This window comes from Euzebya sp. (assembly GCF_964222135.1).
Classification (GTDB): domain Bacteria; phylum Actinomycetota; class Nitriliruptoria; order Euzebyales; family Euzebyaceae; genus Euzebya.
On record NZ_CAXQBR010000045.1, the window covers coordinates 111,155 to 137,696 of the forward strand.

Annotated in this window: 23 protein-coding genes and 3 pseudogenes; 10 read left to right on the top strand and 16 right to left on the bottom strand. The window is 75.4% G+C overall.

Annotation, left to right across the window (positions count from 1 at the left end; all coding sequences use genetic code 11):
• The first annotated feature begins 45 nt into the window (after positions 1-45).
• The 3 genes from ACEQ2X_RS10625 (at position 46) to serA (ending at position 4,676) form a co-directional block, all read left to right on the top strand.
• The gene (locus ACEQ2X_RS10625) at positions 46-804 is read left to right on the top strand and encodes a DUF3152 domain-containing protein (RefSeq protein ID WP_370325789.1); all 759 of its coding nucleotides are present in this window, start codon (positions 46-48) and stop codon (positions 802-804) included.
• Positions 805-865: 61 nt separating this feature from the next.
• Complete coding sequence (locus ACEQ2X_RS10630; protein WP_370325790.1) at positions 866-2,986, top strand: putative bifunctional diguanylate cyclase/phosphodiesterase; 2,121 nt, start codon at positions 866-868, stop codon at positions 2,984-2,986.
• A gap of 115 nt (positions 2,987-3,101) precedes the next feature.
• Positions 3,102-4,676: a phosphoglycerate dehydrogenase gene (serA, locus tag ACEQ2X_RS10635; RefSeq protein ID WP_370325791.1), complete on the top strand. Its 1,575-nt coding sequence runs from the start codon at positions 3,102-3,104 to the stop codon at positions 4,674-4,676.
• A gap of 354 nt (positions 4,677-5,030) precedes the next feature.
• On the opposite strand, the gene ACEQ2X_RS10640 is transcribed toward serA, so the two are convergent.
• From ACEQ2X_RS10640 to ACEQ2X_RS10675, 8 genes and pseudogenes are all read right to left on the bottom strand, one after another.
• The gene (locus ACEQ2X_RS10640; protein WP_370325792.1) at positions 5,031-5,690 is read right to left on the bottom strand and encodes a response regulator; all 660 of its coding nucleotides are present in this window, start codon (positions 5,688-5,690) and stop codon (positions 5,031-5,033) included.
• Positions 5,683-6,957, bottom strand: a complete 1,275-nt coding sequence (locus ACEQ2X_RS10645; RefSeq protein WP_370325793.1) for a sensor histidine kinase — start codon at positions 6,955-6,957, stop codon at positions 5,683-5,685. Before ACEQ2X_RS10645 ends, ACEQ2X_RS10640 begins: the two co-directional genes overlap by 8 nt.
• A complete protein-coding gene (locus ACEQ2X_RS10650) occupies positions 6,954-7,697 on the bottom strand; it encodes an ABC transporter permease (RefSeq protein ID WP_370325794.1) in 744 nt (247 codons plus the stop codon). The genes ACEQ2X_RS10645 and ACEQ2X_RS10650 overlap by 4 nt, the downstream gene beginning before the upstream one ends.
• Entirely contained in the window at positions 7,694-8,626 is a 933-nt protein-coding gene (locus tag ACEQ2X_RS10655) for an ATP-binding cassette domain-containing protein (RefSeq protein WP_370325795.1), read from the bottom strand. Before ACEQ2X_RS10655 ends, ACEQ2X_RS10650 begins: the two co-directional genes overlap by 4 nt.
• Positions 8,627-8,758: 132 nt before the next feature.
• A complete protein-coding gene (locus tag ACEQ2X_RS10660) occupies positions 8,759-9,520 on the bottom strand; it encodes an SDR family NAD(P)-dependent oxidoreductase (protein WP_370325796.1) in 762 nt (253 codons plus the stop codon).
• A gap of 59 nt (positions 9,521-9,579) precedes the next feature.
• Positions 9,580-10,800 carry an MFS transporter gene (locus tag ACEQ2X_RS10665; RefSeq protein ID WP_370325797.1) on the bottom strand — a complete coding sequence of 407 codons (1,221 nt, stop codon included), beginning with the start codon at positions 10,798-10,800 and terminating at the stop codon, positions 9,580-9,582.
• A 33-nt stretch (positions 10,801-10,833) separates the two neighbouring features.
• Positions 10,834-13,040, bottom strand: a pseudogene (gene malQ / locus ACEQ2X_RS10670) (4-alpha-glucanotransferase).
• Complete coding sequence (locus tag ACEQ2X_RS10675) at positions 13,030-13,239, bottom strand: hypothetical protein (RefSeq protein WP_370325798.1); 210 nt, start codon at positions 13,237-13,239, stop codon at positions 13,030-13,032. The pseudogene malQ and the gene ACEQ2X_RS10675 overlap by 11 nt, the downstream one beginning before the upstream one ends.
• A 77-nt stretch (positions 13,240-13,316) precedes the next feature.
• Between ACEQ2X_RS10675 and ACEQ2X_RS10680 the strand changes: the two genes are divergently transcribed.
• Positions 13,317-14,180 carry an alpha/beta fold hydrolase gene (locus ACEQ2X_RS10680; protein WP_370325799.1) on the top strand — a complete coding sequence of 288 codons (864 nt, stop codon included), beginning with the start codon at positions 13,317-13,319 and terminating at the stop codon, positions 14,178-14,180.
• Positions 14,180-14,749, top strand: a complete 570-nt coding sequence (locus ACEQ2X_RS10685; RefSeq protein ID WP_370325800.1) for a TetR/AcrR family transcriptional regulator — start codon at positions 14,180-14,182, stop codon at positions 14,747-14,749. The genes ACEQ2X_RS10680 and ACEQ2X_RS10685 overlap by 1 nt, the downstream gene beginning before the upstream one ends.
• 1 nt (position 14,750) lies before the next feature.
• On the opposite strand, the gene ACEQ2X_RS10690 is transcribed toward ACEQ2X_RS10685, so the two are convergent.
• Positions 14,751-15,596 (bottom strand): aldose 1-epimerase, encoded by an 846-nt coding sequence (locus ACEQ2X_RS10690; RefSeq protein ID WP_370325801.1) that lies wholly within the window; start codon positions 15,594-15,596, stop codon positions 14,751-14,753.
• A gap of 128 nt (positions 15,597-15,724) precedes the next feature.
• On the opposite strand from ACEQ2X_RS10690, the gene xylA reads away from it, so the two are divergent.
• Positions 15,725-17,050 carry a xylose isomerase gene (gene xylA, locus ACEQ2X_RS10695; protein ID WP_370325802.1) on the top strand — a complete coding sequence of 442 codons (1,326 nt, stop codon included), beginning with the start codon at positions 15,725-15,727 and terminating at the stop codon, positions 17,048-17,050.
• Between the two features lie 4 nt (positions 17,051-17,054).
• Positions 17,055-18,479 carry a xylulokinase gene (xylB, locus tag ACEQ2X_RS10700; protein WP_370325803.1) on the top strand — a complete coding sequence of 475 codons (1,425 nt, stop codon included), beginning with the start codon at positions 17,055-17,057 and terminating at the stop codon, positions 18,477-18,479.
• A gap of 121 nt (positions 18,480-18,600) precedes the next feature.
• Here the strand turns inward: xylB and ACEQ2X_RS10705 are convergent, their stop codons facing one another.
• The 4 genes and pseudogenes from ACEQ2X_RS10705 to ACEQ2X_RS10720 all read right to left on the bottom strand — a co-directional run.
• The gene (locus ACEQ2X_RS10705) at positions 18,601-19,890 is read right to left on the bottom strand and encodes an ROK family protein (RefSeq protein WP_370325804.1); all 1,290 of its coding nucleotides are present in this window, start codon (positions 19,888-19,890) and stop codon (positions 18,601-18,603) included.
• Positions 19,891-19,957: 67 nt separating this feature from the next.
• Positions 19,958-20,500, bottom strand: a complete 543-nt coding sequence (locus ACEQ2X_RS10710) for an urease accessory protein UreD (RefSeq protein WP_370325813.1) — start codon at positions 20,498-20,500, stop codon at positions 19,958-19,960.
• 37 nt (positions 20,501-20,537) lie between these two features.
• Positions 20,538-20,804 (bottom strand): annotated as a pseudogene (locus ACEQ2X_RS10715) (GTP-binding protein); the annotation flags it as partial.
• Positions 20,805-20,862: 58 nt separating this feature from the next.
• A pseudogene (locus tag ACEQ2X_RS10720) lies at positions 20,863-21,147 on the bottom strand (urease accessory protein UreF); the annotation flags it as partial.
• Between the two features lie 104 nt (positions 21,148-21,251).
• Between ACEQ2X_RS10720 and ACEQ2X_RS10725 the strand changes: the two are divergent.
• The 3 genes from ACEQ2X_RS10725 to ACEQ2X_RS10735 all read left to right on the top strand — a co-directional run bounded on the left by ACEQ2X_RS10725 (position 21,252) and on the right by ACEQ2X_RS10735 (position 22,977).
• Complete coding sequence (locus ACEQ2X_RS10725) at positions 21,252-21,857, top strand: PP2C family serine/threonine-protein phosphatase (RefSeq protein WP_372530559.1); 606 nt, start codon at positions 21,252-21,254, stop codon at positions 21,855-21,857.
• A gap of 81 nt (positions 21,858-21,938) precedes the next feature.
• On the top strand, positions 21,939-22,385 hold the full coding sequence (locus ACEQ2X_RS10730) for a rhodanese-like domain-containing protein (RefSeq protein WP_370325807.1): 447 nt from the start codon (positions 21,939-21,941) through the stop codon (positions 22,383-22,385).
• 4 nt (positions 22,386-22,389) lie between these two features.
• Positions 22,390-22,977, top strand: a complete 588-nt coding sequence (locus ACEQ2X_RS10735) for a DJ-1/PfpI family protein (protein WP_370325808.1) — start codon at positions 22,390-22,392, stop codon at positions 22,975-22,977.
• A 16-nt stretch (positions 22,978-22,993) separates the two neighbouring features.
• Here the strand turns inward: ACEQ2X_RS10735 and ureC are convergent, their stop codons facing one another.
• The 3 genes from ureC to ACEQ2X_RS10750 are packed head-to-tail and all read right to left on the bottom strand — an operon-like array spanning position 22,994 to position 26,452.
• On the bottom strand, positions 22,994-24,622 hold the full coding sequence (ureC, locus tag ACEQ2X_RS10740) for an urease subunit alpha (protein WP_370325809.1): 1,629 nt from the start codon (positions 24,620-24,622) through the stop codon (positions 22,994-22,996).
• A complete protein-coding gene (locus ACEQ2X_RS10745) occupies positions 24,615-25,253 on the bottom strand; it encodes an urease subunit beta (RefSeq protein WP_370325810.1) in 639 nt (212 codons plus the stop codon). The genes ureC and ACEQ2X_RS10745 overlap by 8 nt, the downstream gene beginning before the upstream one ends.
• Positions 25,208-26,452 carry an aldolase gene (locus tag ACEQ2X_RS10750; protein WP_370325811.1) on the bottom strand — a complete coding sequence of 415 codons (1,245 nt, stop codon included), beginning with the start codon at positions 26,450-26,452 and terminating at the stop codon, positions 25,208-25,210. Before ACEQ2X_RS10750 ends, ACEQ2X_RS10745 begins: the two co-directional genes overlap by 46 nt.
• Positions 26,453-26,542 lie beyond the last annotated feature (90 nt).

The window sequence follows — 26,542 nt, forward strand, 5'->3', positions numbered from 1 at the left end:
CCACAACGGCGCAGGTCGTGGCGGTGATGCGGCAAGCTGGACGTGATGGGACGTCCGCCACGGCTCCTCGCCGTCGCCGTCATCGCGCTCGCGGTGATCGGGTGGGCCGGCGTCGTGGACGGCGGCCGTGTGGGGCCCGAGCGCACCGGCGGCGTGGGGGCACGCCCGAGCGTCGCGGCCGTCTCGTCAGCCACCGCCACACCCGCGCCCACCGTGCCGCCCACCCCCGCGCCCACCGTGGAGCCCTCGGCCGCGGAGCCCGCGGACGCGGTCGTGGTGATCCCGTACCGCATCGAGCTGGCCACGACCGACCCCGCCGTGGCCGATGCGCTCGAGGTCATCCCGGCCGTCCTCGAGGACCCCCGCGGCTGGCAGCAGGCCGGCTTCGACTTCGTCCTCGAACCGGACGCGCCGCACGTGATCGTCCTGGCCGAGGGGCCGGACGCGCAGCGGCTGTGCGAGCCCTACGACGTCGGCGAGGAGTTCTCGTGCCAGATCGGCGCTCGCGTGGTCCTGAACGCCATCCGGTGGCGTGAGGCCGTCCCGCACTGGCCGGATCTCGGGGCCGGTGGCCTGGCCACCTACCGCACCATGCTGATCAACCACGAGGTCGGTCACCTCCTCGGCATGCACCACCTCCGCTGCACCACACCGGGTGCGGTCGCGCCGGTGATGGAGCAGCAGAGCGGCACGCTCCGCGGCTGCACCGCCAACGCGTGGCCGACCGCCGTCGAGCTGCGCCTGGCCGCGACCCACCAGTTCGAGCTCGCGCCCGGCCCGCTGGACGTGCCGTTCGAGCCGTAGCCCGCGGCGGGATCCGGCCGGAGTGGTCAGGTGGCGCCCGTCCCGGCCGATCACAGGTGCGATGGGCACGGGACCTGGGTCGACGGTGGCCCCGGGTGACCGATCGGCGCGCCGGGGCGCGTTCGTCGACCTCGCGCTCGCCATGGCCTCGCTGGGGTTGGCGATCGGCATCGTCTTCCCGTTCTTCGCCCTGCTGCTCGGCGTGCCGGCCACCTACGCGCTCGCGCCGCGGTTCTGGGCCAGCTGCCTCGCCGCTGGCCTGCTCCTCGCCCTGCTCAACTGGCTGGTCGCCCGAGGCGTCGTGGGGCGTCGCCTGGACGCCCTCGTGGTGAGGATGGCGCGGGTGGCGGAGTCGCTGCGGACCGGGGCCGCTAGCGGTGCCGTCGAGCTGGCGCCGGCGGCGCACGCGCTGGTGGTGGACTCGGCGGACGGCCTGGGCCGCACGGCGCAGGCCTTCAACGACCTGCTCGGCGCGCTCGCCGTCGAGCACCGCTTCCGGTCCCTCGTCCACGCGTCGTCCGACCTGACCTGGCTGGTCGCCGCCGACCGCAGGATCAGCTTCGCGTCGCGATCGGTCGGCGACGTGCTCGGGTGGCCTCCCGAACACGCCGTCGGGATGGTGGCGCGCGACGCCGTGCACCCCGACGACGCCGCGGCGATCGACGGCCTCCTCGACGGGGTGACCGACGACCAGGCGGCCGTGGTCACCGTGCGGATCGCGCACGCGACCGGGGGGTGGCGTCACATCGAGGTGCAGGCGACCGATCGGCGTGCCGACCCGCTGATCGACGCGGTCGTCCTGACCGGCCGCGACGTGACCGAGCGCGTCGAGCTGCAGGCCGAGCTGACGCACCAGGCCCACCACGACGAGCTGACCGGCCTGCCCAACCGCGCGGCCCTGCTCGATCGGGGCGCGGCCCTGGTGGCCACCGCGACCCCTGCGGAACCCCTCGCCGTGCTCGTCATGGACCTCGACCGCTTCAAGGAGATCAACGACACCCTGGGCCACGCCTACGGCGACCGGCTGCTCGTCGAGGTCGCCGCGCGGATCACCGCGGAGCTGCGCGACGATGACGTCGTGGCGCGCCTGGGCGGGGACGAGTTCGCGGTGCTCGTGCCCGGCGTGGACCCCGCGACGGCCTGCGCGGCAGCCGAGCGGCTGGTCGCCGCCCTCACCGCGCCGTTCAGCATCGACGGGTTCGAGCTCGCCGTCGACGCGAGCGTCGGGGTCGCGGTGAGCGACGGCCAGACGGGTCGCCCGACGATCGACGCCTGCCTGCGGGAGGCCGACATCGCCATGTACACCGCGAAGGACCTGAAGACCGGCGTGGAGGTCTACGACCCGTCGGCCGACACCAACACGCCGTCGCGGCTCGGGCTCCTCGCCGAGCTGCGGCGCGGCCTGATCGACGACCAGCTGGTGCTCCACTACCAGCCGAAGCTGTCCCTGCGGACCGGGGCGCTCGCGGGGGTCGAGGCGCTGGTCCGCTGGCAGCACCCGACCCGCGGCCTGCTGCCGCCCGCGGCGTTCCTGCCGGTGGTCGAGCAGACCGGGCTGATCGACGGGCTGACCGACGTCGTCCTGGACCTCGCCCTCCACCAGGTCCGCGACTGGTTGGACGAGGGTCAGCCGGTCCAGGTGGCGGTCAACGTCTCACCGCGGTCGCTGCACCGCGACGACCTGCCCGACCGCGTCGAGCGGGCCCTGGCCGCCCACGACGTGCCGCCGGCCCTCCTGCGGCTCGAGATCACCGAGAGCTCGATCACCGCGGACCCCGCCAAGGCCCTCGTGATCCTCGAGCGGCTGCACGACGCCGGCATCACCCTGTCCATCGACGACTTCGGGACCGGGTACTCCTCGATGGGCTTCATGCGCCGGCTGCCGGTCTCGGAGCTGAAGGTCGACCGCACGTTCGTCGCGGCGATGCTCGACTCGCCCGAGGACACCGCGCTGGTCCGCTCGGTCATCGAGCTCGGGCACAACCTGGGGCTGACGGTCGTGGCGGAGGGCATCGAGGACGCGACCGCGTCCGCCGAGCTGGCGGGGCTCTCCTGCGACGTCGGGCAGGGCTTCCTGTTCGCCCGCCCCCAGCCCGCCGCGGAGGTGACCCGCTGGCTGCGCGCCCGCGACCGCGACCTGGTGGCGGGGCCGGTCGGACCCGCGATCCCCGCTCCCCGCTGACGCGGCGACGGGCCTCGGCCGGGTTGCCACGGTTCGGCGACGTGCCGGGCGGGCCGACCCGCCTATCGTTGGGCGCCGCACCGGTGGTCAGAGTCTCGGAAGGTTGTGCTGCCCAGTGAAGGTCCTCGTTGCCGACGCCCTCAGCGACGCCGGCGTGTCGCTGCTCAGCGAGCGCTTCGACGTCGACGTGCGCACCGGGCTGCCCAAGGACGAGCTGGTCGCGGCCATCGGCGCCTACGACGCCGTGGTCGTGCGGTCGGCCACGACCATCGACGCCGACGTCCTGGCCGCGGCGGACAACCTCAAGGTCGTCGCGCGCGCGGGGATCGGCCTCGACAACGTCGACATCGAGGCGGCGACCGCCCGCGGCGTCCTGGTCTGCAACGCCCCGCAGTCCAACATCATCTCCGCCGCCGAGCACGCGGTGGCGCTCCTCCTCAGCCTGGCCCGGAGGGTCCCCGAGGCGGACGCGTCCCTCCGCCGGGGGGAGTGGCTGCGGTCGACGCTGCAGGGCGTCGAGCTGGCCGGCAAGACCGTCGGGGTGCTGGGCCTCGGGCGCATCGGGACCCTGGTCGCCCAGCGGCTGATGGCCTTCGGCGTCCGCCTGGTCGCCTACGACCCCTACGTCACGCCTGAGCGGGCGGCCCGGCTGGGCGTGGAGCTCGTCCCCACCGTCCTGGGCGTCTGCGAGGCGGCGGACATCATCACGATCCACCTGCCGAAGACGCCGGAGACGACCGGCATCGTCTCGAAGGCCGAGCTGCAGGCCCTCGGACCCGGCGGGCTGGTCGTCAACGCCGCCCGCGGCGGGCTGGTCGACGAGTCGGCGCTGCACGCGGCCCTGACCGAGGGGTGGATCCGCGGGGCCGCCCTCGACGTCTTCGACAGCGAACCGCCCGGGGACAGCCCGCTCCTCGGCCTGCCGAACCTGGTGGCGACCCCGCACCTCGGCGCATCGACCGACGAGGCGCAGGACAAGGCCGGCACCCAGGTCGCCGAGGCGGTCGCCCTGGCCCTCGACGGCGAGTTCGTCCCCTCCGCGGTCAACGTCCAGGTCGGCGGCGGCATCCCCGAGGCGGTCAAGCCCTACATGCCGCTGACCGAGACCCTCGGCCGCCTGCTCACCGCGATCGCCGGCGGCCACGGGACCACCGGTGACGTCACGGTCGAGTACCGCGGCCGGATCGCCGGCGAGGAGACCCAGGCGCTGAACCTGTCAGCGCTCCGCGGGCTCCTGACCGACGTGGTGCACGAGCCGGTGACGTTCGTCAACGCCCCCCTCATCGCGAGCGACCGCGACCTGGTGCTGTCCACCCTCACCTCCGAGGAGTCGGTCGACTTCGTGTCCCTCGTCCGGCTCACGGCGGGGGAGGACGCGGTGGCCGGCACCCTCGTCGGCCCCGCCCACAAGCCGCGGCTCGTTCAGGTGTGGGACTTCGACATCGACACCGAGCCGGCGGACCACATGGTGTTCTTCCGCTACACCGACAAACCCGGCGTGGTCGGCATCATCGGCGGCAAGCTCGGCGACGCCGGGATCAACATCGCGTCGATGCAGGTGGGGCGTCGTGACACCGGGGGCGAGGCCCTCGTCGTCATGACCGTCGACTCCGCCATCCCCGCCGACGTCCTCGACGACATCGCGTCGGCGATCGGCGCCTCGGGGGTCCGGGCGGTCAGCCTGGTCTGACCGGGCCCTGGTCTGACCGGGCCCGTCAGGCGCCGGCGCCGGGCACCAGCAGTCCGCGCCCACCTCCCACGGATCGACTCCGACGGCCCCTCCCGGAGGGGTCTGGTCGGCCCCACGACCGTGGGCAGGCGCGCCTCGCGAGCACGGATCGACTCCGGGAGAGGGGCTCGGTCCACGGGTGAGTGCCGATCTGTGCCCGGACTCCCTGGTCAGCGGGTTTCCACCCCCTCCAGTGGAGTCGATCCGTGGGGGTGCGGAGTCGATCCGTGCCCCGGGGAGGGCGGGGCGCCTGACCCTCCGGAGTCGATCCGTGCAGGTGCGGAGTCGATCCGTGCCCGAGGGAGGGGAGAGCCGTCAGGCGCCGGCGCCGGGCACGAGCAGGCCCCGCTCGAAGCCCTCGGCGACCGCGGCCGCCCGGTCGTTGACGCCGAGCTTCGCGTAGAGGTGGACCAGGTGGGTCTTGACGGTCGCTTCGCTGATGAACAGGGCGCGGGCGATCTGGCCGTTGGTCTCGCCGCGTGCGACGGCGCGGAGGATCTCGAGCTCCCGGTCGCTGACCCCAGCGCCCGCCGGGCGGCGCACCTGCCCCATCAACCGCGTCGCCACCGGCGGTGACAGGACCGCCTCGCCGGCGGCGGCCGCCCGGACGGCGCGGAGCAGCTCGTCCCGCGGCGCGTCCTTCAGCAGGTAGCCGGTGGCGCCGGCCTCGATGGCGGGCAGCACGTCGGAGTCGGTGTCGTACGTGGTCAGCACCACCACACGGGCCGCCACGCCGTTCTCGGCCAGCGCGCGGATGGCCGACACCCCGTCGACGCCCGGCATCCGGAGGTCCATCAGCACCACGTCCGGGTCGAGCGCGCGGGAGCGGGCCACCGCCTCGGCGCCGTCCCCCGCGTCTCCCACGACCTCGATGCCCTCGGTGCCGGCGAACATGCCCCGCAGCCCGTCGCGGACAACCGGGTGGTCATCGACGATCAGCACCCGGACGGGGCGCGTGCCCTCGGCCTCACCCACCCGTCGCCCCCACGGATCCGGCGACGGCCGAGGTCCCCTCCGCTGCGGCACCTGGGGACACCGGGACGGTGGCGGACACCGCCGTCCCCTCCCCTGGGGTCGACTCGACGCTGAGCCGGCCGCCGACGTGCCCCGCCCGCTCGCGCATGCCGACGAGCCCGAAGCCGTGCCGGGCGCCGGGGTCGTCCGCGACGAAGCCGACCCCGTCGTCGACCACGTCGATCGAGACCTCGTCGTCCATGAAGGACAGGGTGACCGCGACGCGGCTGGCGGCGGCGTGCCGCTCGACGTTCGCGAGCGCCTCCTGGGCGATCCGCAGCAGCGCGACCTCGACGTCGGGGTCGAGGGGGTGCGCGGTCCCCGTCGTGGCCACCTCTGCGGCGACGCCGGTCCGAGCGGCCCACCCGCCGGCCACCTCGGCCAGGGCGCCGGCGAGCCGCGTGACCTCGAGCACTCCCGGCCGGAGCGCGTCGACGGAGCGCCGGGCCTCGGCGAGGGTCTCGCGGGCGAGCTGCGCGGCCACGCCGACGTGGCGGTCCCGGTCGGCGGGCTCGCCGGCCTGACGGGACGCCTCGAGCTGGGTGATGATGCCGGTCAGCCCCTGGGCGAGGGTGTCGTGGATCTCCTGGGCCATCCGCTGGCGCTCGTCGAGGATCCCGGCCTCCCGCGCCTGGGCGAGCAGGCGGGCGTGGAGGCCCTCGTTCTCCCGCTGGGCCGCCTCGAGCTCGGCGAGGGCCCCGCGCCGCTGCTCGCTCAGCTCGTTCAGCTTCTCGCCGCCGAGCATCCCCATGGTGATCGCCGCGGTCTGGATGGCGACGACGATGCCGTAGGTGGTCCAGCTCTCCCCGGTCGGGTCGTGCGCCACGATCTGGATGTTCACCAGCAGCGAGGTCGCGGCCACGCCGGCCGTGGTCAGCCACCAGCTCCGCATCACGTGGGCCTGGAAGAAGCCGCTGATGACGTAGACGAAGTAGACCGGCTCCCGCAGGCTGAGGACGAGCCCGAACGCGAGCATGCCGGCGTAGTGGAGCCTGACCAGCCCCACGGGCCGGTCGGCGCGTGCCGGATCGACGCCCACCAGCACCCCCGACCAGGCGGCGGCCAGCGCGGCCAGCCCGAGCGTGCCGGCGGCACCGTCCCGCGGGCCGGAGACGGTCATGGCGACCGCGGTCGCGACCGCCAGCGTGAGGTACGGGGACCACGCGGCGAGGCGGTCGAACCCCCGGTCCCACGGGCTGGGTGCGGCGAGACCGCCGGGAGTGCTCATCCCCAGCGGAACAGCCGTGCGGCCACGGCTCCGGTGACGACCGTCCAGGCGAGCATGACGAGCAGGCTAGACGCCGTCGGCGGGCTGCCCCACCAGCTGTCCTGCAGGGCCTGGACCGCCGCGCCAGCCGGCGTCAGGTCGCTGACGAGCCGCAACCCGTCGGGCATGACCTCGCGGGGGAAGTACACGCCGGCGAAGAACAGCAGCGGGAAGTAGACCGCCATGCCGATGCCCTGGCCGGCCGCCGTCGTCCGCGCCGTCGACCCGATCAGCAGCCCGATCGAGAGCGACGCCGCGGCCGCCAGCACGAACGCGACGGCGAACCACAGCGGCGCCTCGGGCACCGGCAGGTCGAAGGCCACCACGCCGACGGCCACGGCGATCACCGCCGCGGTGACGGCCGCACCCACCTGGACCGCGAGGTGCGCCGCCAGCAGGGACCGGGGGTGGACGGGGGTGATCGACAGGCGCCGGAACACGCCGAGCTCGCGGGACGTGGCGAGCGCGACCGGCAGCGTGTTCGTGCCGACGGTCAGCAGGCCGAGGGTCAGCGCGATCGGCGCGTACAGGTCGACCAGCCGGGCCCCGCCGAGGTCCTCGCTCGGGTCCTGCGCCCCCGGGAAGACCGTCCCCAGGACGACGAGGAGCAGCGCTGGGAAGGCCAGGGCCCAGAACACCGCACCGGGCTCGCGCAGGAACAGCCGGGTCTCGGTGGCGGTCATGGTGGTGGTCGCGCTCACTGGGTGCTCCTCTGCAGCTGGTCGGCGTGCGACGGGCGGCCGGTGAGGGCCACGAACGCGTCGTCGAGGGAGGGCTGGTCGACGCGGAGCTCCTCGGCCACGACGCCGTCGCGGGTGAGGGCCGCCAGGACGGCCTGGATGACGCCGCCGGTGCCGAGGACCTCGACCCGGTCGCCGTGCCGCGCGACGTCGCTGACGTCGTCCACGGCGCGCAGCACCGCGTCGTCGACCGGCTGGGAGGGCCGGAAGCGGAGCCGCTGCTCGGCGGACGCGCCGGTCGTGAGCGACGTCGGCGTGCCCGTGGCGATGATCCGGCCGGCGTCGAACACCGCGACGCGGTCGGCGAGCCGCTCGGCCTCCTCCATGAAGTGGGTGACCAGCACGACGGTGACGCCGCGGTCGCGGATCCGCTCGACCAGCCACCAGGTCTCGCGCCGGGCCTGCGGGTCGAGGCCGGTGGTCAGCTCGTCCAGCACGGCGATCTCGGGGTTGCCGATCAGCGCGAGCGCGACGTTGACCCGCTGGCGCTGCCCGCCGGACAGCTGGGCGTAGCGGCCGTCGGCCTTCTCGGTCAGCCCGAGGTCCGCGAGCAGCTCCTCGCCGTCGAGGGGGTCGGGGTAGAACGACGCGTACAGCTCGAGCGCCTCGGTGACGGTGATCTTCGCCGGCAGGCGGCTCTCCTGCAGCTGGGCGCCCACGCGCAGGGCGACCGCCGCCCGATCCCGCTGGGGATCCATCCCGAGGACGCGGATCGTGCCGGCATCCGGGCGGCGGAGCCCGAGGATCGACTCGACCGTCGTGGTCTTGCCGGCCCCGTTGGTGCCGACGATGGCGAAGACCTCACCGGCGTCGACGGTGAGGGACACGCCGTCGACGACGGGCCTGCCGTCGTAGGACTTGACCAGATCGCGGACCTCGATGACCGCCATGCGCACGCTCCCAGCTCGACTGTGCGCTCGACGGTAGGTGCGGCCCCAGGCCCGCCACATCCCCTCCCCGGCGGTCCCGGGATGGCCGGGTGGCGCGATCGGGATCAACCGATCGGATGATGGGCGGTCAGGTCATGTCAGGAGGATCCCGCCGTCCACGGGCAGGCAAGCGCCGGTGCAGTAGCCGGACGCGTCGCTGGCCAGGAACACGACCGCGGCGACGAACTCCTCGGGGTTGCCCGTCCGACCCGCGGGGACGCGGTGCATCACCTGGTCGAGGTAGCCGTCGGGGTACTGGTCGGTCATCTCGGATTCGAAGAAGCCCGGCGCGATCGCGTTCACGCGGATGCCCTTCCGACCGGTCCACTGCTGGGCGAGGTCGCGGGTCAGCCCGAGCACCCCGGCCTTCGACGACGCGTAGGCGGCCTGGGGCAGGCCGCCGGTGGTGATGCCGAGGATGGAGGAGATGTTGATGATCGACGACCCCGGCTCCATGACCCGCCCGCACGCCTGGGCCATCCAGTAGGAGCCGTTGAGGTTGATGTCGATGACCTGGCGGAACTGCTCCGGCGTCTCGCGCGTGGCCGGGACCGCGGTCCCGATCCCGGCGTTGTTGACCAGCACGTCGACCTTGCCGTAGGCCTCCATCGCCGCCTCGACGGCCCGGGTGCCGGTCACGGGGTCCGCCACGTCCCCGGTGACGACGACGCACTCGCGACCCGCCGCCTCGACCGCGGCCTTGGTGTCCGCCAGCTTCTCCGCCCGGCGGGCGACCACCACCAGGTCCGCGCCGGCCTCCGCCATCCCCGTCGCCGCGTGCACGCCCAGGCCCGAGGAGGCGCCCGTGACGATGGCCACGCGGCCGTTCAGGCTGAAGAGGTCGAGGACGGACATGGCGGCGGCTCCTTGGATCGGCACGGATCGGCTCGGGTCGGCAGGCGGTCGCGGTGAGCCTAGGGGGTCGCGCCGCCGTCCGGCACGTCGGCGGGCTCGGGCACCGCGACGGCCATCACCACCGCCCCGACGGCCGCGCAGGCCGCGGCGGCCGCTCCGGCCAGGGCGATGCCGCCGGCGGTGAACAGCGCCGGTGCGATCAGCGCCCCCGCGGCGCGGGCGATCGCGATGACCGCGACCATCGCGCCCAGCAGGCGGTCACGGCCGGCCCCGCCCAGCTCGGTCGCCAGCGGGATCGAGGCGACGATGCTGACCTCGTAGCCGACGAACCACACCACCACGACGGCGATCGCGCCGGCCAGGGCTCCACCGACCAGGCCGAGGGCGGCGTAGGCCACGGCCGACACGACCAGCGCGCCGATGACCGAGCGCCGCAGGCCGACGCGGTCGCCGACGGCGGCGACCCACCCCTCCCCGGCCAGCTCCGAGCCGACGACCACCAGGGTGAACAGGCCGATGCCGGCGACGTCGAGGCCGATGTCGGTCTCGAGCCACGCGCCGTAGACGACGAAGAGGCCCTGCGCGGCCAGGCTGAAGAGGCCGACGACGACGAGGAGGGCGATGCGCGGCCGGGTCCAGCGGAGGTCGGCGCGGCGGCCCTCGGCGCGGTGGTCCTGCCCGTCCATGAGGGTCGTGACGGCCACGAGCCCCACGACGACCAGGACCGCGACGACGGCGAACTGCGCCCGCCACGAGGTCCGGGCGATCAGCCACCCGCTGAGCGGCACGCTGGCGAGCAGGCCGCCGGCCCACGTGAGCTCGACCGTCCCGAGCACCCGTCCGCGCCGCTCGTAGGGCACCCGGGCGCCGAACCACCCCTGCATGGGCACGTCGAAGCCGGGCTTGCCGAGGCCGATCAGCGCGAACCCGACCGCGGCGACCGCGACCGACGGGGCCACCCCGAGCGTGGCGGCCCCGGCCAGGGTGGCCGCCAGCGCGCCGAGCATGACCGCGCGGCGCCCGACGCGCTCGGCCAGCCGGCTGGCGAGGGGCGCGAGCACGCCGACGATGCTGCCGAGCGCCGTCAGGTCGGCCACCCGGTCGAGGGTCGTCCCGAGCCCCCGGGCGATCGCGGGCGGGAACGGGTACACGACCCGGATGCCGGCGTTGATGCCGACGCGCGCGATCACGACCGCCGCGACGGCGCGCCTGACCTCCGGGGGGAGGGGTGCGCGGTCGACCTGGCCGTCGGGGGAGGGGGAGGGATCGACGGCGGCCATGCGGCGCCCGAGTGTGGCACGTCCCCCGTGGGCTCAGCGCTGCCGCCCGGCGGACAGGACGGCGGCGAGCTCGGTGACGCCGGGGTCGGCGAGGAGCTCGCCGAGCAGCAGGGGGGCCGAGCGGGGCAGCAGGCCGCCGATGTCGTCGCCGCGGGGGTGGGGCACGGCGAGGGGGAGGCGCCAGTTGGGGTAGGTCTCCTGGCCGGTCCCGGGCAGGTTCGGCTGGCGGAGGTCCCCGATGGCGTCCGCCAGGCCCGCCCCGACCAGCAGGGACGGGGTGCGGGCCACGAAGGCGTGGACCGCGCTGGCGATCGCCCCGGCGTCCGTGCGCGCCCCCTCGTCGAGCACCCCCTCGGCGACGAGCAGGTCGAGCAGCGCGGTCCGCTCCTCGGCGGCCCTGGCGGCGTCCTCCTCCGCGCTGGTGGTCAGCTGCCCGGTGGCGGCGCGGATGCGGCTCGGCTCACCGACCGCCCACCCGGCGACGGTCGGCAGGTCGTGGGTGGTCACCGACGTGAGGGCCAGCTGCCGGTACTCCCGGGTCGTCGCGGGCCGGTCCAGGTCGGACCCCTGCGTGGCCCCTGCCGGCTGCTCGAACCAGAACACGGCCGAGCCGAGGATCCCCCGCTCCGCCATCGCCTCGCGGACCCCCTCCTCCACCGTGCCGAGGTCCTCGCCGACGACGACCGCCCCGGCGCGGTGGGCCTCGAGGGCCAGGCAGCCGAGCATCGCCTCGGCGTCGGTGTAGACGTAGGTCCCGTCGGTCGCCTCCACGCCCTCGGGGATCCAGAACAGGCGGAACAGGCCCATGACGTGGTCGATCCGGAGGCCGCCGGCGTGGCGGACGTTCTGGCCGATGAGCTCGCGGAACGCCGCGTACCCGGTCGCCGCCAGCCGGTCCGGGCGCAGCGGGGGCAGCCGCCAGTCCTGGCCCCGCTGGGCCAGGGGGTCCGGGGGCGCGCCGACGGTGATGCCCGTCGCGAGGGTGCCGGCGAGGGTCCAGCCGTCCGCCCCCTCGGCGTCGACCCCGACGGCGAGTCGGTCATCAGGCCCATCGCCATGCCCGCCTCGGTCGCCGTGCGCTGGGCGGCGGCCAGCTGGACGTCGCACTGCCACTGCAGCCAGCGCTGGTGGTCGACCTCGTCGGCCAGCTCGTCTGCGGCGGCGTCGACCGCGTCGGCGTCGCCGCGGCGGAGCGGCTCGGGCCACCCGCTCACCTCCGCGCCGTGGGCGCGAGCCAGCGCGAAGGCCAGCGCGAGCCGGTCGAGCGCCTCGCCGCCACGGGCGACGTAGGTCTCGAACGCGGTCTGCTGCTCGGCCCCCCGCGGCTGCGCCGCGCAGATCCTGAGCGCCGCGTCCTTGACCTCGAAGACGGCGTCCCGGTCGATCAGGGGGGTCTGGGTCAGGTCGAGCCCCCGGCGCTGGAGGGCGAGGAGGCGGTCGCGGTCCTCGCCCTCGGCCACGTCCCAGCCGTCGCAGCGCTCGGGTCGCAGGTAGAGGGGGTTCCAGGCCCGCCGGCTCGAGGGGTAGTAGGGGCTCGGCTCCTGCGGCACCACGGGCGTGGCGGCGTGCAGCGGGTTGAGCAGGATGAAGTCGGCCCCGTGGGTCCGCCCGGCCTCGCGGGCCAGGACGGCGAGGTCGACCAGGTCCCCGATGCCCCAGGACGACCGGCTGCGCATCGCGTAGAGCTGGACCTGCCAGCCCCAGCGCCGGCGGTCGTCCGGTGCGGGGCAGGTGGCCGGGACGACCAGGAGGTGGGCCTCGTCGCGCTGCTCGGCGTCGCCCACGCGAGCCGTGACGACCAGCCGGTGCACGCCGAGGGGCAGGTCGTCGGGCAGTTCGACCGTGCAGCGGATCCGGTCGACGCCGTCGAGGGTGCGGCGCTCGTCGGTCGGGGTCGGGTCCAGCACCACCGGGTCGGCGCCGGACTCCGGGTGGACCGCCACCTCCCCCTCCCCGTCGGGGAGGGTCACGGTCACCGACCGGTCGCCGTCGGCGCGCACGACCACGGTGGGCGCGACCGTGCGGCGCCAGGGCGCCTCCTCGGCGGCGGCGAGGGACGCCGCGACCTGCTCGTCGTCGGCGCAGGGGACGTCCATCGCCTCGAGCACCGCCCGCACCGTGGTCGCCGGCGGGGTGTGCGGCACGTCGTCGGCGTCGAGGTAGCGGGTGGCGACGCCGTGCGCCGCGGCCAGCTCGGCCAGCGGCCCGGGGATGTCGCTGGGTGCGGGGTCAGGGGCCATCGGTGCTCCGGGGGATCGTGATGGGCAGCGCCGCGTCCTGCCCGTCGGGGGTGCGGGCGCTGATGCAGATCGGCTCGCCGTGGTCGTCGAGGTCCAGGCCGGCGAGGTGGACGAAGGGCTCGACGTGGACCCGCTCCAGGTCGACGGGGGAGGCGCCGTCGGATGGACGGCCGCGGGCGGCCCGGGGGCGCGAGGGCATGCCTCCGGACTGCCCCTCGTCGTCGGCCGCGAAACCGGGTGTTGCGCAGCTAATACTAATAGGGTTAGTATGGCGGCATGGACGAGATCACCACCACCGCACCCGCCGCTGACCGCCTCCCGCGCCCCGGCGGAACCCTCGCCTACGACGTCCGCGGCGCCGGCCCCCTGGTCGTGTGCGTGCCCGGCATGGGCGACACGCGGCGGGACTACGACGCCCTCGCCGACGCCCTCGTCGCCGCCGGGCACCGCGTCGCCACGCTCGACCTCCGCGGGCACGGGGGATCTGACACGACCTTCACCGACCACACCCGCCCCGAGGCCGGCGCGGACGTCGTCGCCCTCGTCGAGCACCTCATCGAGCACCCGGTCGGGCACCCGGCCGAACCGGATGGGCGTGCCCACCTGATCGGCTGCTCCTACGGCGCCTCGGCCGTCGCCTGGGCGGCGGGCACCCGCCCAGACCTCGTCGCCGGGCTGACCCTCATCGGCCCGTTCGTCCGGGACCTCCCCGTCCCCGCCGTCCAGCGCCTCGCCCTGTCGGCGATGCTGGCCCGCCCCTGGGGCGCGCGCGCCTGGACCGCCTGGTTCCGCCGCCTGCACCGCCGCCCGCCGGCGGACCTCGACGCGAGGGTCGCGCACGTCGGCGCGATGATCCGCGAGCCGGGCCGGCTTGCGGCCCTCCGGGCGATGGCGGCCACCGACTGCGTCGAGGTCGACGCCGCCCTCGACGGCATCACCGCGCCGACCCTCGTCGTCATGGGGACCGCCGACCCCGACTTCGGTGACCCCGCCGCCGAGGCGGCAGCCATCGCGGCCCGCGTCGACGGGCGCGCACGCGGACGGGTCCACCTGGTCGAGGGCGCTGGCCACTACCCGCACGTCGAGGCGCCCGACGAGGCGCTCCCCGCCATCGTCGCCCACGTGGCGGAGACCCGCTGATGCCGCGTCGCGGGGTCACGCGGGACCGCGTCGTCGACGCGGCTGCGGCGCTCGTCGACGCCGGCGGGCCGGAGGCGGTGACGCTGGCCGCCGTCGCCGACGCGGTCGGGATCCGCACCCCCTCGCTGTACAACCACGTCGAGGGGCTGGCCGGGCTGCGGCGCGACCTGGCGGTGCACGCGGTGCGGCAGTTGGGCGGGGCCCTGTCCGCGGCTGCCGACGGGGCGGGGGAGGGGGAGCGGGTGGTCGCCCTCGGCCGCGCCTACCGGGGGTTCGCGCTGGCCCACCCCGGCCTGCACGCCATGGCCGTGCGGGCACCCGAGCCCGACGACGCCGAGCACGCCGCCGCCGCCGCAGAGGTCGTCGACGTCGTCATCGGTGCGCTCGGCGACCACGGCGTGGGGGGGACCGAGGCGATCCACGCCACCCGCGGGCTCCGCAGCGTCCTGCACGGGTTCGCCGCCATCGAGCTCGGCGGCGGCTTCGGGCTGGACGTCGACGTCGACGCGTCCTTCGAGTGGGTGCTCGGCGTGTTCGTGGCCGGCCTCTCCGCCCGGGCTCGCGGCTGAGCTACCGGGCGGCCCAGCGCCAGGTCGTCTGCGCGGTCAGGGACTCGCCGCGCGCCAGGGTCACGACCCCCGTGTCGTGGCCGGCGGCCGCCAGGCGGGCCGCGTCGGGCCAGGCGGACTGCGGCTCGACGCAGACGACCCCCGGCTGGGTGAAGACCACCGCGCTCGACAGGGGAGGGGGGAAGGCCATCTCGAGCTCGAGGTCGGGCCAGCGGACGACCGCCGGACCCCGGACGTCGACGTAGGGGTGGTCGAGCAGCCGGTCGCCGACGACCGGTCCGTCGCGGAGGTCGGTGTCGCCGGCGACCGGCACCCGCTCGCCGGTGGGCAGCGACCGCTCGTCGACGACGACGACGTGGTCGGCCACCACCCGCACGGCCACCTCGCCCAGGTCGCGGCGGAAGCAGGGGTGCCAGCCCACCCAGGCGGGGAGGTCGTCGACGTGCGCGGTCACACCCAGCTCGAGCGCCAGCTCCCCCGGGGCCAGGCGCAGGACCTGGGTCACGCGGCAGGCGAGCGGGCCGTCCACCTCACACGTCAGGGTCGCCGCCGTCCCGTCCTGTGCGGCCACCTCCCAGGGCCGGTCCATGACCAGCCCGTGGATCGCGTGGTCGCCCAGCCGCCGCTCGAGCTGCACGGGGGTGCCACCCACGTCGAGCACCCCGTCGGCGATCCGCCCCGCGAACGGCGCCATCACGAACGAGCCCCACTGGTAGTCCGCCGCGGGGTCCTCGGGCCGCGGGGGCGCGGTCAGCAGCCGCTCGACCCCACCGGCGACGAACGACGTCATCCGACCTCGCGCGTCGACGACGACGCGATCCCCGCCGGCGCTCAGCGTCACGTCCACAGCCTGCCTCCTGGTCCGCCCGCTCGGCCCTTTACCGTGTCGGGAACCTCGAATAGCATATTAGTTGTCGCTCCCACCTAATTGCGGCCGGCGACCCCGAGCCGTCATGACCACGACTGGACCCGCACGTGTTCTTCACCGACGTCACGGCCCCCATCGCCTACGAGGGACCTGACTCCACCAACCCGCTGGCCTTCCGCTGGTACGACGCCGACCGCGTCGTCGGGTCCAAGACGATGCGGGACCACCTGCGCATGGCCGTGTGCTACTGGCACTCCTTCCACTGGCCGGGATCGGACGTCTTCGGCGCCGGCACCTTCGACCGTCCGTGGCTGGCCCCGACCGACGATCCGATGGCGGCGGCACGCCAGAAGATGGACGCGGCGTTCGAGTTCTTCGGCAAGCTCGGCGCCCCGTTCTACAGCTTCCACGACTACGACATGGCGCCCGAGGCGGACTCGCTGGCCGAGAGCCAGGCCCGCCTCGACGAGCTCGCCGACGAGGCCGGCAAGAAGATGGAGGAGACCGGCGTCCAGCTGCTGTGGGGCACCGCGAACCTGTTCTCCCACCCCCGCTACGCCGCCGGAGCGGCGACCAACCCCGACCCCGAGGTCTTCGCCCACGCGGCCGCCCAGGTCCGCAACGCCCTCGAGGTCACGCACCGCCTCGGCGGCGCGAACTACGTCCTGTGGGGCGGCCGGGAGGGATATGAGACCCTCCTCAACACCGACCTGCGCCGCGAGGGCCAGCAGCTCGGCCGCTTCCTGCACCTGGTCGCCGAGCACGCCGACCGGATCGGCTTCACCGGCACCCTCCTGCTCGAGCCGAAGCCGCAGGAGCCGACCAAGCACCAGTACGACCACGATGTCGCGACCGTCCACGCGTTCCTGCAGCGCCACGGCCTCGACGACCGCTACAAGGTCAACATCGAGGGCAACCACGCGACGCTGAGCGGCCACGACTTCGCCCACGAGGTCGCCGTCGCGATCGATGCGGGGATCTTCGGGTCGATCGACGCCAACCAGGGTGACGACCGGCTCGGCTGGGACACCGACCAGTTCCCGCGGTCGGTCGAGATGATGAGCCTGGTCGTGTACGAGATCCTGAAGGGCGGCGGGTTCGACACCGGCGGGTTCATGTTCGACACGAAGCTGCGGCGCCAGTCCCTCGACCGCACCGACCTGTTCCACGCCCACATCGGCGGGATGGACACGATGGCGCGGTCGCTGCTCGTCGCCCAGGCCCTGATCGACGACGAGACGCTGACCGGCCCGGTGGCCGAGCGCTACGCCGGCTGGGACGGCGAGCTCGGTCGGGGGATCCTCGACGGGACCCACGACCTCGCGAGCCTCCACGGGCTGGTCACCGACCAGGACCTGCGCCCCCAGGCCGTGTCGGGTCGCCAGGAGGAGCTCGAGCGCCGGGTCAGCCGGGTCATCGAGCAGGCCCGCTAGCGCGATGCCCCTCGTCGCGGGCGTCGACTCCTCCACACAGGCCACGAAGGTCGTCGTCGTCGACACCGACGACGGCCGGGTGGTGGCTCGCGGTCGTGCCGCGCACACCGTCACCGGGCGCGACGGCGCCCGCGAGTCCGATCCCGCCAGCTGGTGGGATGCCCTGGCCACGGCGAGGGCGGCCACCGGTCGTGGCGACGCGGTCGCCGCCATCGCCGTCGGGGCGCAGCAGCACGGGCTGGTGGTCCTCGACGACGCCGGCGACCCGCTGCGGCCGGCGAAGCTGTGGAACGACACCCAGTCCGCCGCGCAGGCCACCGCCCTGGTCGAGCACTTCGGCGCGAGCTGGTGGGCCGAGCAGGTCGGCGTGGTGCCCGTCCCCTCGATCACCGCGACCAAGTGGGCGTGGCTCCGCGAGCACGAGCCGGAGGTGGCCGCCCGCGCCGCCACGGTGTGCCTGCCCCACGACTTCCTGAACCTGCGCCTCACCGGCCGGGCGGTCACCGACCGCGGGGACGCCTCGGGCACCGGGTGGTGGTCGAGCCACCACGAGGGACTCGAGTCGGCTGTCCTCGAGCACCTGGGCCTGGATCCCGCCCAGGTGCCCGAGGTGGTCGTCGGCGGGCCGGCGGGCGAGGTGACGTCCGCGGCGGCCGAGCGGCGGGGGATCCCCGCCGGCATCCCCGTCGGACCCGGCTCGGGGGACAACGCGGCGGCCGCGATGGGCCTCGGCCTGCGGAGCGGGGACGCGGCGATGAGCCTCGGCACCTCCGGGACCGTCTTCGCCGTGGGGGACCGGCCGGTGGTCGACCCCTCCGGCGTGGTGGCGGGGTTCGCCGACGCGACCGACCGGCACCTGCCGCTCGCGTGCACCCTCAACTGCACCCTGGCGGTGGACCGGATCGCCGAGCTCCTCGGGCTGGACCGCGAGGCGGTGGAGGTGGGCGGCGACGCCGTCGTGCTGCCCTACCTCGACGGCGAGCGGACGCCCAACCTGCCGCACGCCCGCGGCAGCATCGTCGGGCTGACCCACGAGACCACAGCAGGTGAGATCCTGTGGGGCGCCTACCTGGGCGCGAGCCACGCCCTGCTCGTCGCGGTCGACCGGATCGCCGAGCTGACCGGCGCGGTCGACGAGGGCACGCCGCTGTGGCTGGTCGGCGGCGGGGCGGCCGGGACCGCGTGGCGCCGGGCCATCGCGACCCTGAGCGGCCGTCCGCTGCGGATCCCTCCCCCCGATGAGTGGGTGGCCCTCGGAGCGGCGGCGCAGGCCGCGTCGCTGGTGGAGGGCGGGTCGCCCTACGACCACGCCCGCCGCTGGGCCCCGCCGGCCGAGGAGATCGACCCGATCACGCCGGACCCGGCGCTCGGCGAGCGGTTCGCCGCCGTCGCCGGCGACCTCGAGGCGCTGAACCGTCGGGAGTGGTGATCCGGGGCCGCGGGGGGCTCAGATCTGAGGGTCTGCTCCGCCGGCGGACCTGGCCCTCAGATCTGAGGGGTGGCTCGGCCGACGGGACGCGCAGATCTGTGGGGTGGCTCCGCCCACGGCGCTAGGCCGCAGATCTGGGGGTCAGGGAGGGGTCGGCGAGCAACCCCCGGATGACCTGCCCGGCGGCGCCGCGGACCGCTGCGACCCGCTGGAGGACCGAGGGGCGCACCGAGATCGGGCGGTGCGCGACACCGAGCACCCTGGCGGACAGCTCGCGGCTGATCGCCGGCTCGAGCCAGGGGTGCAGGGCGGCGAAGTAGCCGCCGAGGATGACCGATTCGGGGCCGAGGAGGTTCACCGCGGACGCGAGCGCCACGCCGAGGTGCCCCCCGACCTCCTCCAGGGCCTCCCGCACCGCCGGGTCCCCCTGCGCGGCGAGGTCGGCCAGGGTGCTGGCCGGGCCGCTCGCGGTCGCCCCACCGGTCGCCGACATGACCTCGTCCACGTCCAGCCCCGCACGGCGGAGCGTGGCCTCCAGCCCGACCGCGGTCTCGACGCACCCGCGGCTGCCGCACGAGCACGGTGGCCCGTCGGGCACGAGCGCCATGTGGCCGAACTCGCCGCCGAAGCCCGTGCGGGGGCGGTGGAGCTCGCCGCCGATGATGATGCCGGCGCCGACCCCGACCTCGCCGGAGACGTAGATGACGTCCGACAGGTCGGTCCCGGCGCCCTCCCAGCGCTCGCCCAGCGCGCCCAGGTTGGCCTCGTTGTCGACGTGGACCGACCAACCGCCCCGCTCCAGCCCGGCTGCGGCGACACCCGACTCGGCCAGCCCCGCCTCGACCAGCGCCGCGGCGTCCAGGTCCCGCCAGCCGAGGTTGGGCGCGATGAGCAGGCGGCGGCGCTCGGCGTCGACCAGCCCCGGCAGCGCGAGGTCGGCACCGACGGCGACCAGGCCGTCCGCCGCCAGCCGGGCGAGGCTGTCGGCCACCAGCCCGGACAACCGGGCCAGGGAGTCCTCGGCGGTGTGGTGGCGGAAGTTGTCGACCACGACCTGCTCGTCGCGCACGCCGCCGCGCAGGTCGACGACGGCGACGGCCAGGTAGTCGACGTTGATCTCCATCCCGACGCCGACGTACCGGGTGTCGTCGAGGCGGACGCTGACCGCGGGACGTCCGGCCGCCCCGTCGTGGCGGGTGCCGTCCTCGCGGAGCAGCCGGCGGTCCATCAGCTCGGCGACCAGGCTCGAGACGGTCGTCTTGTTCAGCCCGGTGCCCTCGGCGATCCGGGCCCGCGAGCTCTCCCCGGCCGCGGCGACGTGCTGCAGGACCAGGGCCAGGTTGTGGTCCCGGATGGTGCGCTGGTCCGCGGGGCCCCGCAGCTCGCGGCCCGCGCGTCGGTGGCTGGTCATCGATCGCTCCCGTGCGGACCGGTCGGACGACCCGGTGGGACCCGCAGTATCGCAGACCGCGGCGCGATCACCGGCGGTCGAGGTCCGCCAGCGCCAGGCGGAGGGACGCGTGGTCAGGTGCGAGCGCGACCAGCGCGGTCACATCCGTGGCCAGCTGAGAGGTCGCCACCGCGACGGCGGGCACCGGCCGGGGGGACCTGAGGGGCACGCCGACGACCGCGCACAGCGCGCTGACCCGGTGGCCGGCCGTGACCGGCGCGGAGGACCAGCCGGGCAGGCGCGTGTCGAGGCCGTGGTGCAGCAGGGCGACGGGGCCGTCGGGGGTGTGGCGCTCGATCCGCAGCGTCGAGGTCAGCGCGCCGGCCGGCTCGCCGTGGCGTCCCAGCACGACCTCGTCGAGCCACACCAGCTGGGCGTCGGCGGCCAGGTGCGCGGTGGCGACCGCGGTGTGGTCGGAGCCGGCCGCGGCGACCAGCGGCTCGGGCAGCCAGGCCAGCCGGGCGCCGGCGCCGACGTGGACCTCGACCCGCTGGGTCGACGGGCGGCCGTCGCCGGGCAGGGCCACGGTGGCGGCCACCGACCGCACCACCGCCTGGGTGCCGGGTCGCAGGTGGCGACCCGGCTGGCGGTCCGGGTCGGGGTCGCGCTCAGGTCGCCCCCCGCGCCGTCGCCCGGCGTGCGGCGAGCAGGGGCGCCAGCCAGTCGATGACGGGGCGGGCCCCGTCGGGTTCGACCAGCGACGTGAACACCGTGGGGCGGTCGCCGCGGCGGGCGCGGGCTTCGCGGTCCATCACGTCGAGGTCGGCGTGGACCAGCGCGGCGATGTCGGTCTTCGTGATGACGAGCAGGTCGGCGGTCGTGACGCCGGGACCGCCCTTCCGCGGGATCTTGTCCCCGCCGGCGGTGTCGATGACGGCTCCGGAGCAGCTGGCGGCCGAGCACGCGGGCGGTGCGGCGGAGCGGCGCCGACGTGATCCGCGCCTCGAGCTCGACGTCCAGCCGGCGCCACGCGGCGGGGTCGAGCCCGGACGGGCCGACGGCCAGCCGGGCGGCCTGGGCGCACGCGGCGGCCTCGAGCCGCCAGGTGGTGTGCAGGCACCCCTCCACCCAGCCCGCGAGGTCCTCGACTTCGCCGACCAGGCCCCGGCCGACGGCGGCCTCGAGCCCGAGGGAGTGCGCGTGCGCGCCCGACGGGAACCGGCCGTCGGCCAGCAGGAGCAGGGCGGGGGAGGGGGTGGGCACACGGGCAGTCTGCACGCGGGCGGCGGGGCGGTGCGACCCCCGAGGGGTGGCCTGGGGGCCGGATGGGCAGGACGTGGGGGATCTCGACCACGGGGAGCCCGCCAGTGCACTTCGACGACGTGACCACCGCCATCGCCCAGGGACCGCGCGACCACCAGGAGGACCGACTGGCCGCCGACGCGGACCTGCTCGTGGTCTGCGACGGGATGGGCGGGCACGAGCGGGGCGACCAGGCCGCCGACACCGCCATCGCCGTCCTGGCGGACCGGCGACCGCGCACCGCCGCCGAGGTCGACGCCGCGATCGTCGCAGCCGGGGAGGCGGTCGAGGGCATCGGCCGGGGGTCCCGCCGCGATCCCGGGGCGGTGGCCGTCGTGGCCGCGCTGGACGGGTCGGATCTCGTGCTCGGCTGGTGCGGCGACTCCCGCGGCCACGTCGTCCGCGACGGGGTGATCGTCGCCCGGACCGTCGACCACGCCGGCCCGCTCGGCGGGCTGCTGCGCTGCCTCGGCGCCGGCACGCCGGCCGAGCCCGAGCACGTCGTGGTCCCCGCCGAGCCCGGGGACCGGGTGGTGGTCTGCTCCGACGGGGTCGTGGCGGCCCTCGGACCCGACCCGGACGAGGTGATCGCCGAGGCGCCCGACGCCGAGACCCTGATGGGCTGGTGCGAGGAGGCCGGCCTGGGCGACAACACCGCGATCGTGATCGCGACCGTCGCGGTCTGACAGCCGGTCGTGGCCGGATCGGTGCGGGAGGTGGCAGGGCAGCAGCCGGTGGGTCGTGGCGGTCCGGTGCAGAGTGACGCCATGACCAGCTACTTCGCCGACCGCTACTTCGCCGACCGACTGGCCCACGAGACCGACTGCGCCGACCTCCACGCCCGGCTGGGCGAGCCCGGCCTGGTCGTCGTCGACGCCCGCAGCCGCGCCGACCACACCGCCCGCCGGATCCCCGGGGCGATCAGCCTGCCGCACCGCGAGATCACCGCCGAGGCCCTGAACGCGTTCGACGACCGCACGGAGTTCGCCACCTACTGCTGGGGCCCGCACTGCAACGGCGCGACCAAGGCCGCCGCCGCGATCGCCGCCCTCGGCCGGCCGGTGCGCGAGGTGCTCGGTGGCGTGTGGGGCTGGGCCCAGGAGGGGTACGCGTTCGAGGGGACCGACGTGGACGCTGCCGCCGCGCCCGCCCAGGTCTCCGGTGTGTCGGGAGACCCGTCAGGTCGACGGGTCTCCCGACGCACCTCGGGGTGACGCCGTGGCGACCCCACCACTCACCGTCGGGCTCCTCGCGTTCGCCCGGATGGACCTGATGGACCTCGTCGGCCCCTACGAGGTCCTCCTGACCGCCAACCGGCTGTCCGCCCGCCGCGGGCACGAGGCCCCGTTCGAGCTCGTCACGATCGGTCCTGGGCCGGTCCGCGCCTACGGCGGCATGACCGTCACCCCCGACGTCACGGCTGCCGACGCCCCGCCCCTCGACGTGCTCGTGGTCCCCGGTGCGATCGACCTCGACGGGTCCCGCCCGGACCCGGACCTGGCGGCGCTCGCACCGACGACCCCCGTGCTCGCGTCGGTCTGCACCGGCGCGTTCTTCCTGCAGCGCACCGGCCTGTTGGGCGACCGGCCCGCCACCACGCACTGGGAGGACGTGCCCGACCTGACGGCCCTTGGCGTCGACGTCCGCGACGACGTCCGCTGGGTCGACGCCGGCGAGGTCGTCACCTCCGGCGGGATCGCGTCTGGTATCGCGATGGCCCTCCACCTCGTCGAGCGGTTCTGCGATCGCGGGCTGGCCGAGGCCTGTGCCGCCCAGATCGACTACGTCTGGACCGAGTCCCGCTGAGGGCCGTGGCAGGGGGTCAGAACAGGAAGTACCGCTGGGCGAGGGGTAGCTCGATGGCCGGGTCGGCCTCGATCAGCTCGCCGTCGATCGTCACCGCGAAGCTGTCGGGGTCGACCGCGATGTCCGGCGTGGCGGTGTTGAGGGGCAGGTCGGCCTTGGTGACGCGGCGGCAGTCGGCGACGGGCACCAGCGCGCGTCCCAGCTCGAGGCGGTCGGCCAGGCCGTCCTCGAGCGCCGCGGGGGCGACCCAGCTGACGCTCGTGGCGTGCGCCACCGCGGGTGTCGCGCCGAACATGGGTCGCGGCATCACCGGCTGCGGGGTGGGGATCGAGGCGTTCATGTCCCCGACCTGGACGAAGGCGATCGCGCCGCCCTTGAAGACGAGGTCGGGCTTGACGCCGAAGAAGCGCGGGTCCCACAGGACCAGGTCGGCGAGCTTGCCGGGCTCGACCGAGCCGACCTCGGCGTCGAGGCCGTGGGCCACGGCCGGCGCGATCGTGTACTTGGCGACGTAGCGGCGGACGCGGTGGTTGTCCGACGTGGCGCTGTCGCCCGCCAGCGGACCCCGCCGGCGCTTCATCACGTGGGCGGTCTGCCAGGTGCGGATGACCACCTCGCCGATGCGGCCCATCGCCTGGGAGTCCGAGCCGATCATCGCGATCGCGCCCAGGTCGTGCAGGACGTCCTCCGCGGCGATGGTGGAGGGGCGGATCCGCGACTCGGCGAACGCGAGGTCCTCGGGCACCGACGGGTTGAGGTGGTGGCACACCATCAGCATGTCGAGGTGCTCGTCGACGGTGTTGACCGTGTGCGGCCGGGTCGGGTTCGTCGAGGAGGGCAGGACGTTCGGGTGGCTCGCCACGGTGATGATGTCCGGGGCGTGCCCGCCGCCGGCGCCCTCGGTGTGGTACGCGTGGATCGACCGGCCGGCGATCGCCGCCAGGGTCGAGTCGACGTAGCCGGCCTCGTTGAGGGTGTCGGTGTGGATCGCCGCCTGGACGCCGAGCTCGTCGCAGGCCGACAGGCACGCGTCGATGACCGCCGGGGTGGTGCCCCAGTCCTCGTGCAGCTTGAAGCCCGAGGCCCCCGCGCGGGCCTGCTCGACGAGGGCCTCGCGACTCGCGGTGTTGCCCTTGCCGAGCAGCGCGACGTTGACCGGCCAGTCGTCGAGGGCCCGCAGCATCGCCGACAGGTGCCACGCGCCGGGGGTGACCGTCGTGGCCTTCGTGCCCTCCGCCGGTCCGGTGCCGCCGCCGATGATCGTGGTGATCCCGCTCGCGAGCGCGGTGGTGAGCAGCTGCGGTGCGATCAGGTGGACGTGGCTGTCGACGGCGCCCGCGGTCAGGATCCGCCCGCCGCCGGCGATGACCTCGGTGGAGGGGCCGATGACGAGGTCGGGGTGGACGCCGTCCATGACGTCGGGGTTGCCCGCCTTGCCGAGCGCGTCGGCGCGGGTGGCGATCGACTGGCCCATCGACTCGCGGATCACCTTGCCGCCGCCGAAGACCACCTCGTCGCCGGGCGCAGGGCCGGCGGCGCGGTCCTCGTCGACGGTGATCCACAGGTCGGTGTCGGCCAGACGGATCCGGTCGCCGGCCGTGGGACCGTAGGGGGCGGCGTAGCGCCGGCGGGGGATCTCAGCCATCGGCGGGGTCCGCGCCCGTGCGGTCGGCGTCGAGGGGCCCGGCCACCGCGCCGCGCAGCCCCCAGACCGCCCGGTGACCGGCGAGGGGGACCAGGTCGACGGTGCGGGTGACGCCCGGTTCGAAGCGGACCGCGGTGCCGGCGGGGATGTCGAGCCGATGGCCGCGGGCGGCGTCGCGGTCGAACGCCAGCGCCGGGTTGGCCTCGGCGAAGTGGTAGTGGCTGCCGACCTGGACGGGCCGGTCGCCGGTGTTCTCGACGGTCAGCGCGAGCGTGCCCCTCCCGAGGTTCAGCACGATCGGGTCGCCGTCGGCGACCACCTCGCCGGGGATCAGCGCCGCGTCGTCCGGGCCGCTCGCCCCCGGGCCGATCGGGTCGTGGAGGGTCACGAGCTTCGTGCCGTCGGGGAACGTCGCCTCGACCTGCACCTCCGCGACCAGCGTGGCGGCGACGTGGACCAGCAGCCGCTCCTGCTCGTGGGGGGTCAGTCGCACCGGACGTCCTCGGCCATGGCCGCACGCTATCGGGACGGACGTGACGGCGGTGTTACGGGCGGGGGTGCCACGGGCGGCCGGGCGCCGTCGGCTCAGCCCAGTCGGGCGTCGACCACGGCGGCGTCGATCGCCCCGCACTCGACGGCCTGTCGGACCCGCCGCTCGAGGACGGTGACCGTGGCCGGCTCGTCCGCGACGCCGCCGCGCTGCTCCGACGCCCGCCACGCCGCCAAGCGGTCGAGCACGCCGTCGAGCCCGTGGAGGAGGTGGGCGTAGACCGCCGCGTACCGGCTGACGAGGTGGGAGGCGTGCAGGTCCCAGCCCTGGGTGAACCCGTGCGCGAGGGAGTGGGCGACGTGCCGGCTGTGGCGACGCCACACGCGGTGGAGGTCGGCGTCCGCCTCCGCCGCCGGCAGGACGTTCGTCGACCCGTCGGACAGCCGCACCTCGGTACCCGCGAAGGTGATCTGCATCAGGTGGCGGGCCATGTCGCAGGCGGGGTGGTCGAGGCGCTGGCCGTCGACCGGCAACCCGAGCGCGGCGGTGTAGTCGAACACGCCGAAGTGGACCGCCCGCAACCGGCCGGCGGCGGCGTCCCGGATGTCGCGCAGGGCGACCCGGCCGTCGGGCCCGAGGACCGAGGCCGTCGTCTCGATCTGCGCCTCGAACGCGAGGGACCCCGACGCCAGGCCGTGGGCGTCCTCGAGGGCGGCGAGCACGTCCACGAACGCCCCGACGTGCGCCGGCGAGACGATCTTCGGGAACGTGATCACGAACCCCTCGGGCAGGGACCCGGTGACGTCGAGCATGGCGGAGAGGAACCGGTCGAGCGTCGCCACGCTCCGCCGGGCCCGCCCGTCGGCGAACGGCTTCACGCGCAGGCCCGCGAACGGCGGTGCCGTGCCGTCGCGGTGCGCCTCGCCGAGCGCACGTCCGGTCCGCGTGGCGTCCGCGTCCTCCTCCGCGTCGTCCCGGTCGAGGTAGCCGTCCTCGAAGTCGATCCGCAGGTCCTCCACCGGCTCGTGGTCGAGCTTGGCCGCGACCCGCTCCCGGACCTCGCCCGCCGCACCGCTCGACCCGAGGCCCATCACCTCGGCGAAGCGCGCGGTGCTCGGCGCGAACCGCGCGAGCAGGTCGGCGGCCGTGCGGCCCGCCTCGACGGCGGTCGTGGCGGTCACCCGGTCGGCGGGGACGTACAGGACCTGCACGGGCTGGCGGCCCGCCGGCCGACCCGGCCAGTCGCGCCGGTACGCCTCGTCGGCGGCGGCGACCCCTGCGAGCAGCCCCTCCACGGCCTCGGCCCCGAGCCGGCCGGCGGTCACGTCGTCAGCACACATGGGCGGGGACACTAGTCGGCTCGCCGGGGGCGGGCGGCCTCGGCGTCGGCGTGGTCCCACCGGTCGGGGGGGGGGGGGGGGGGGGCGGGG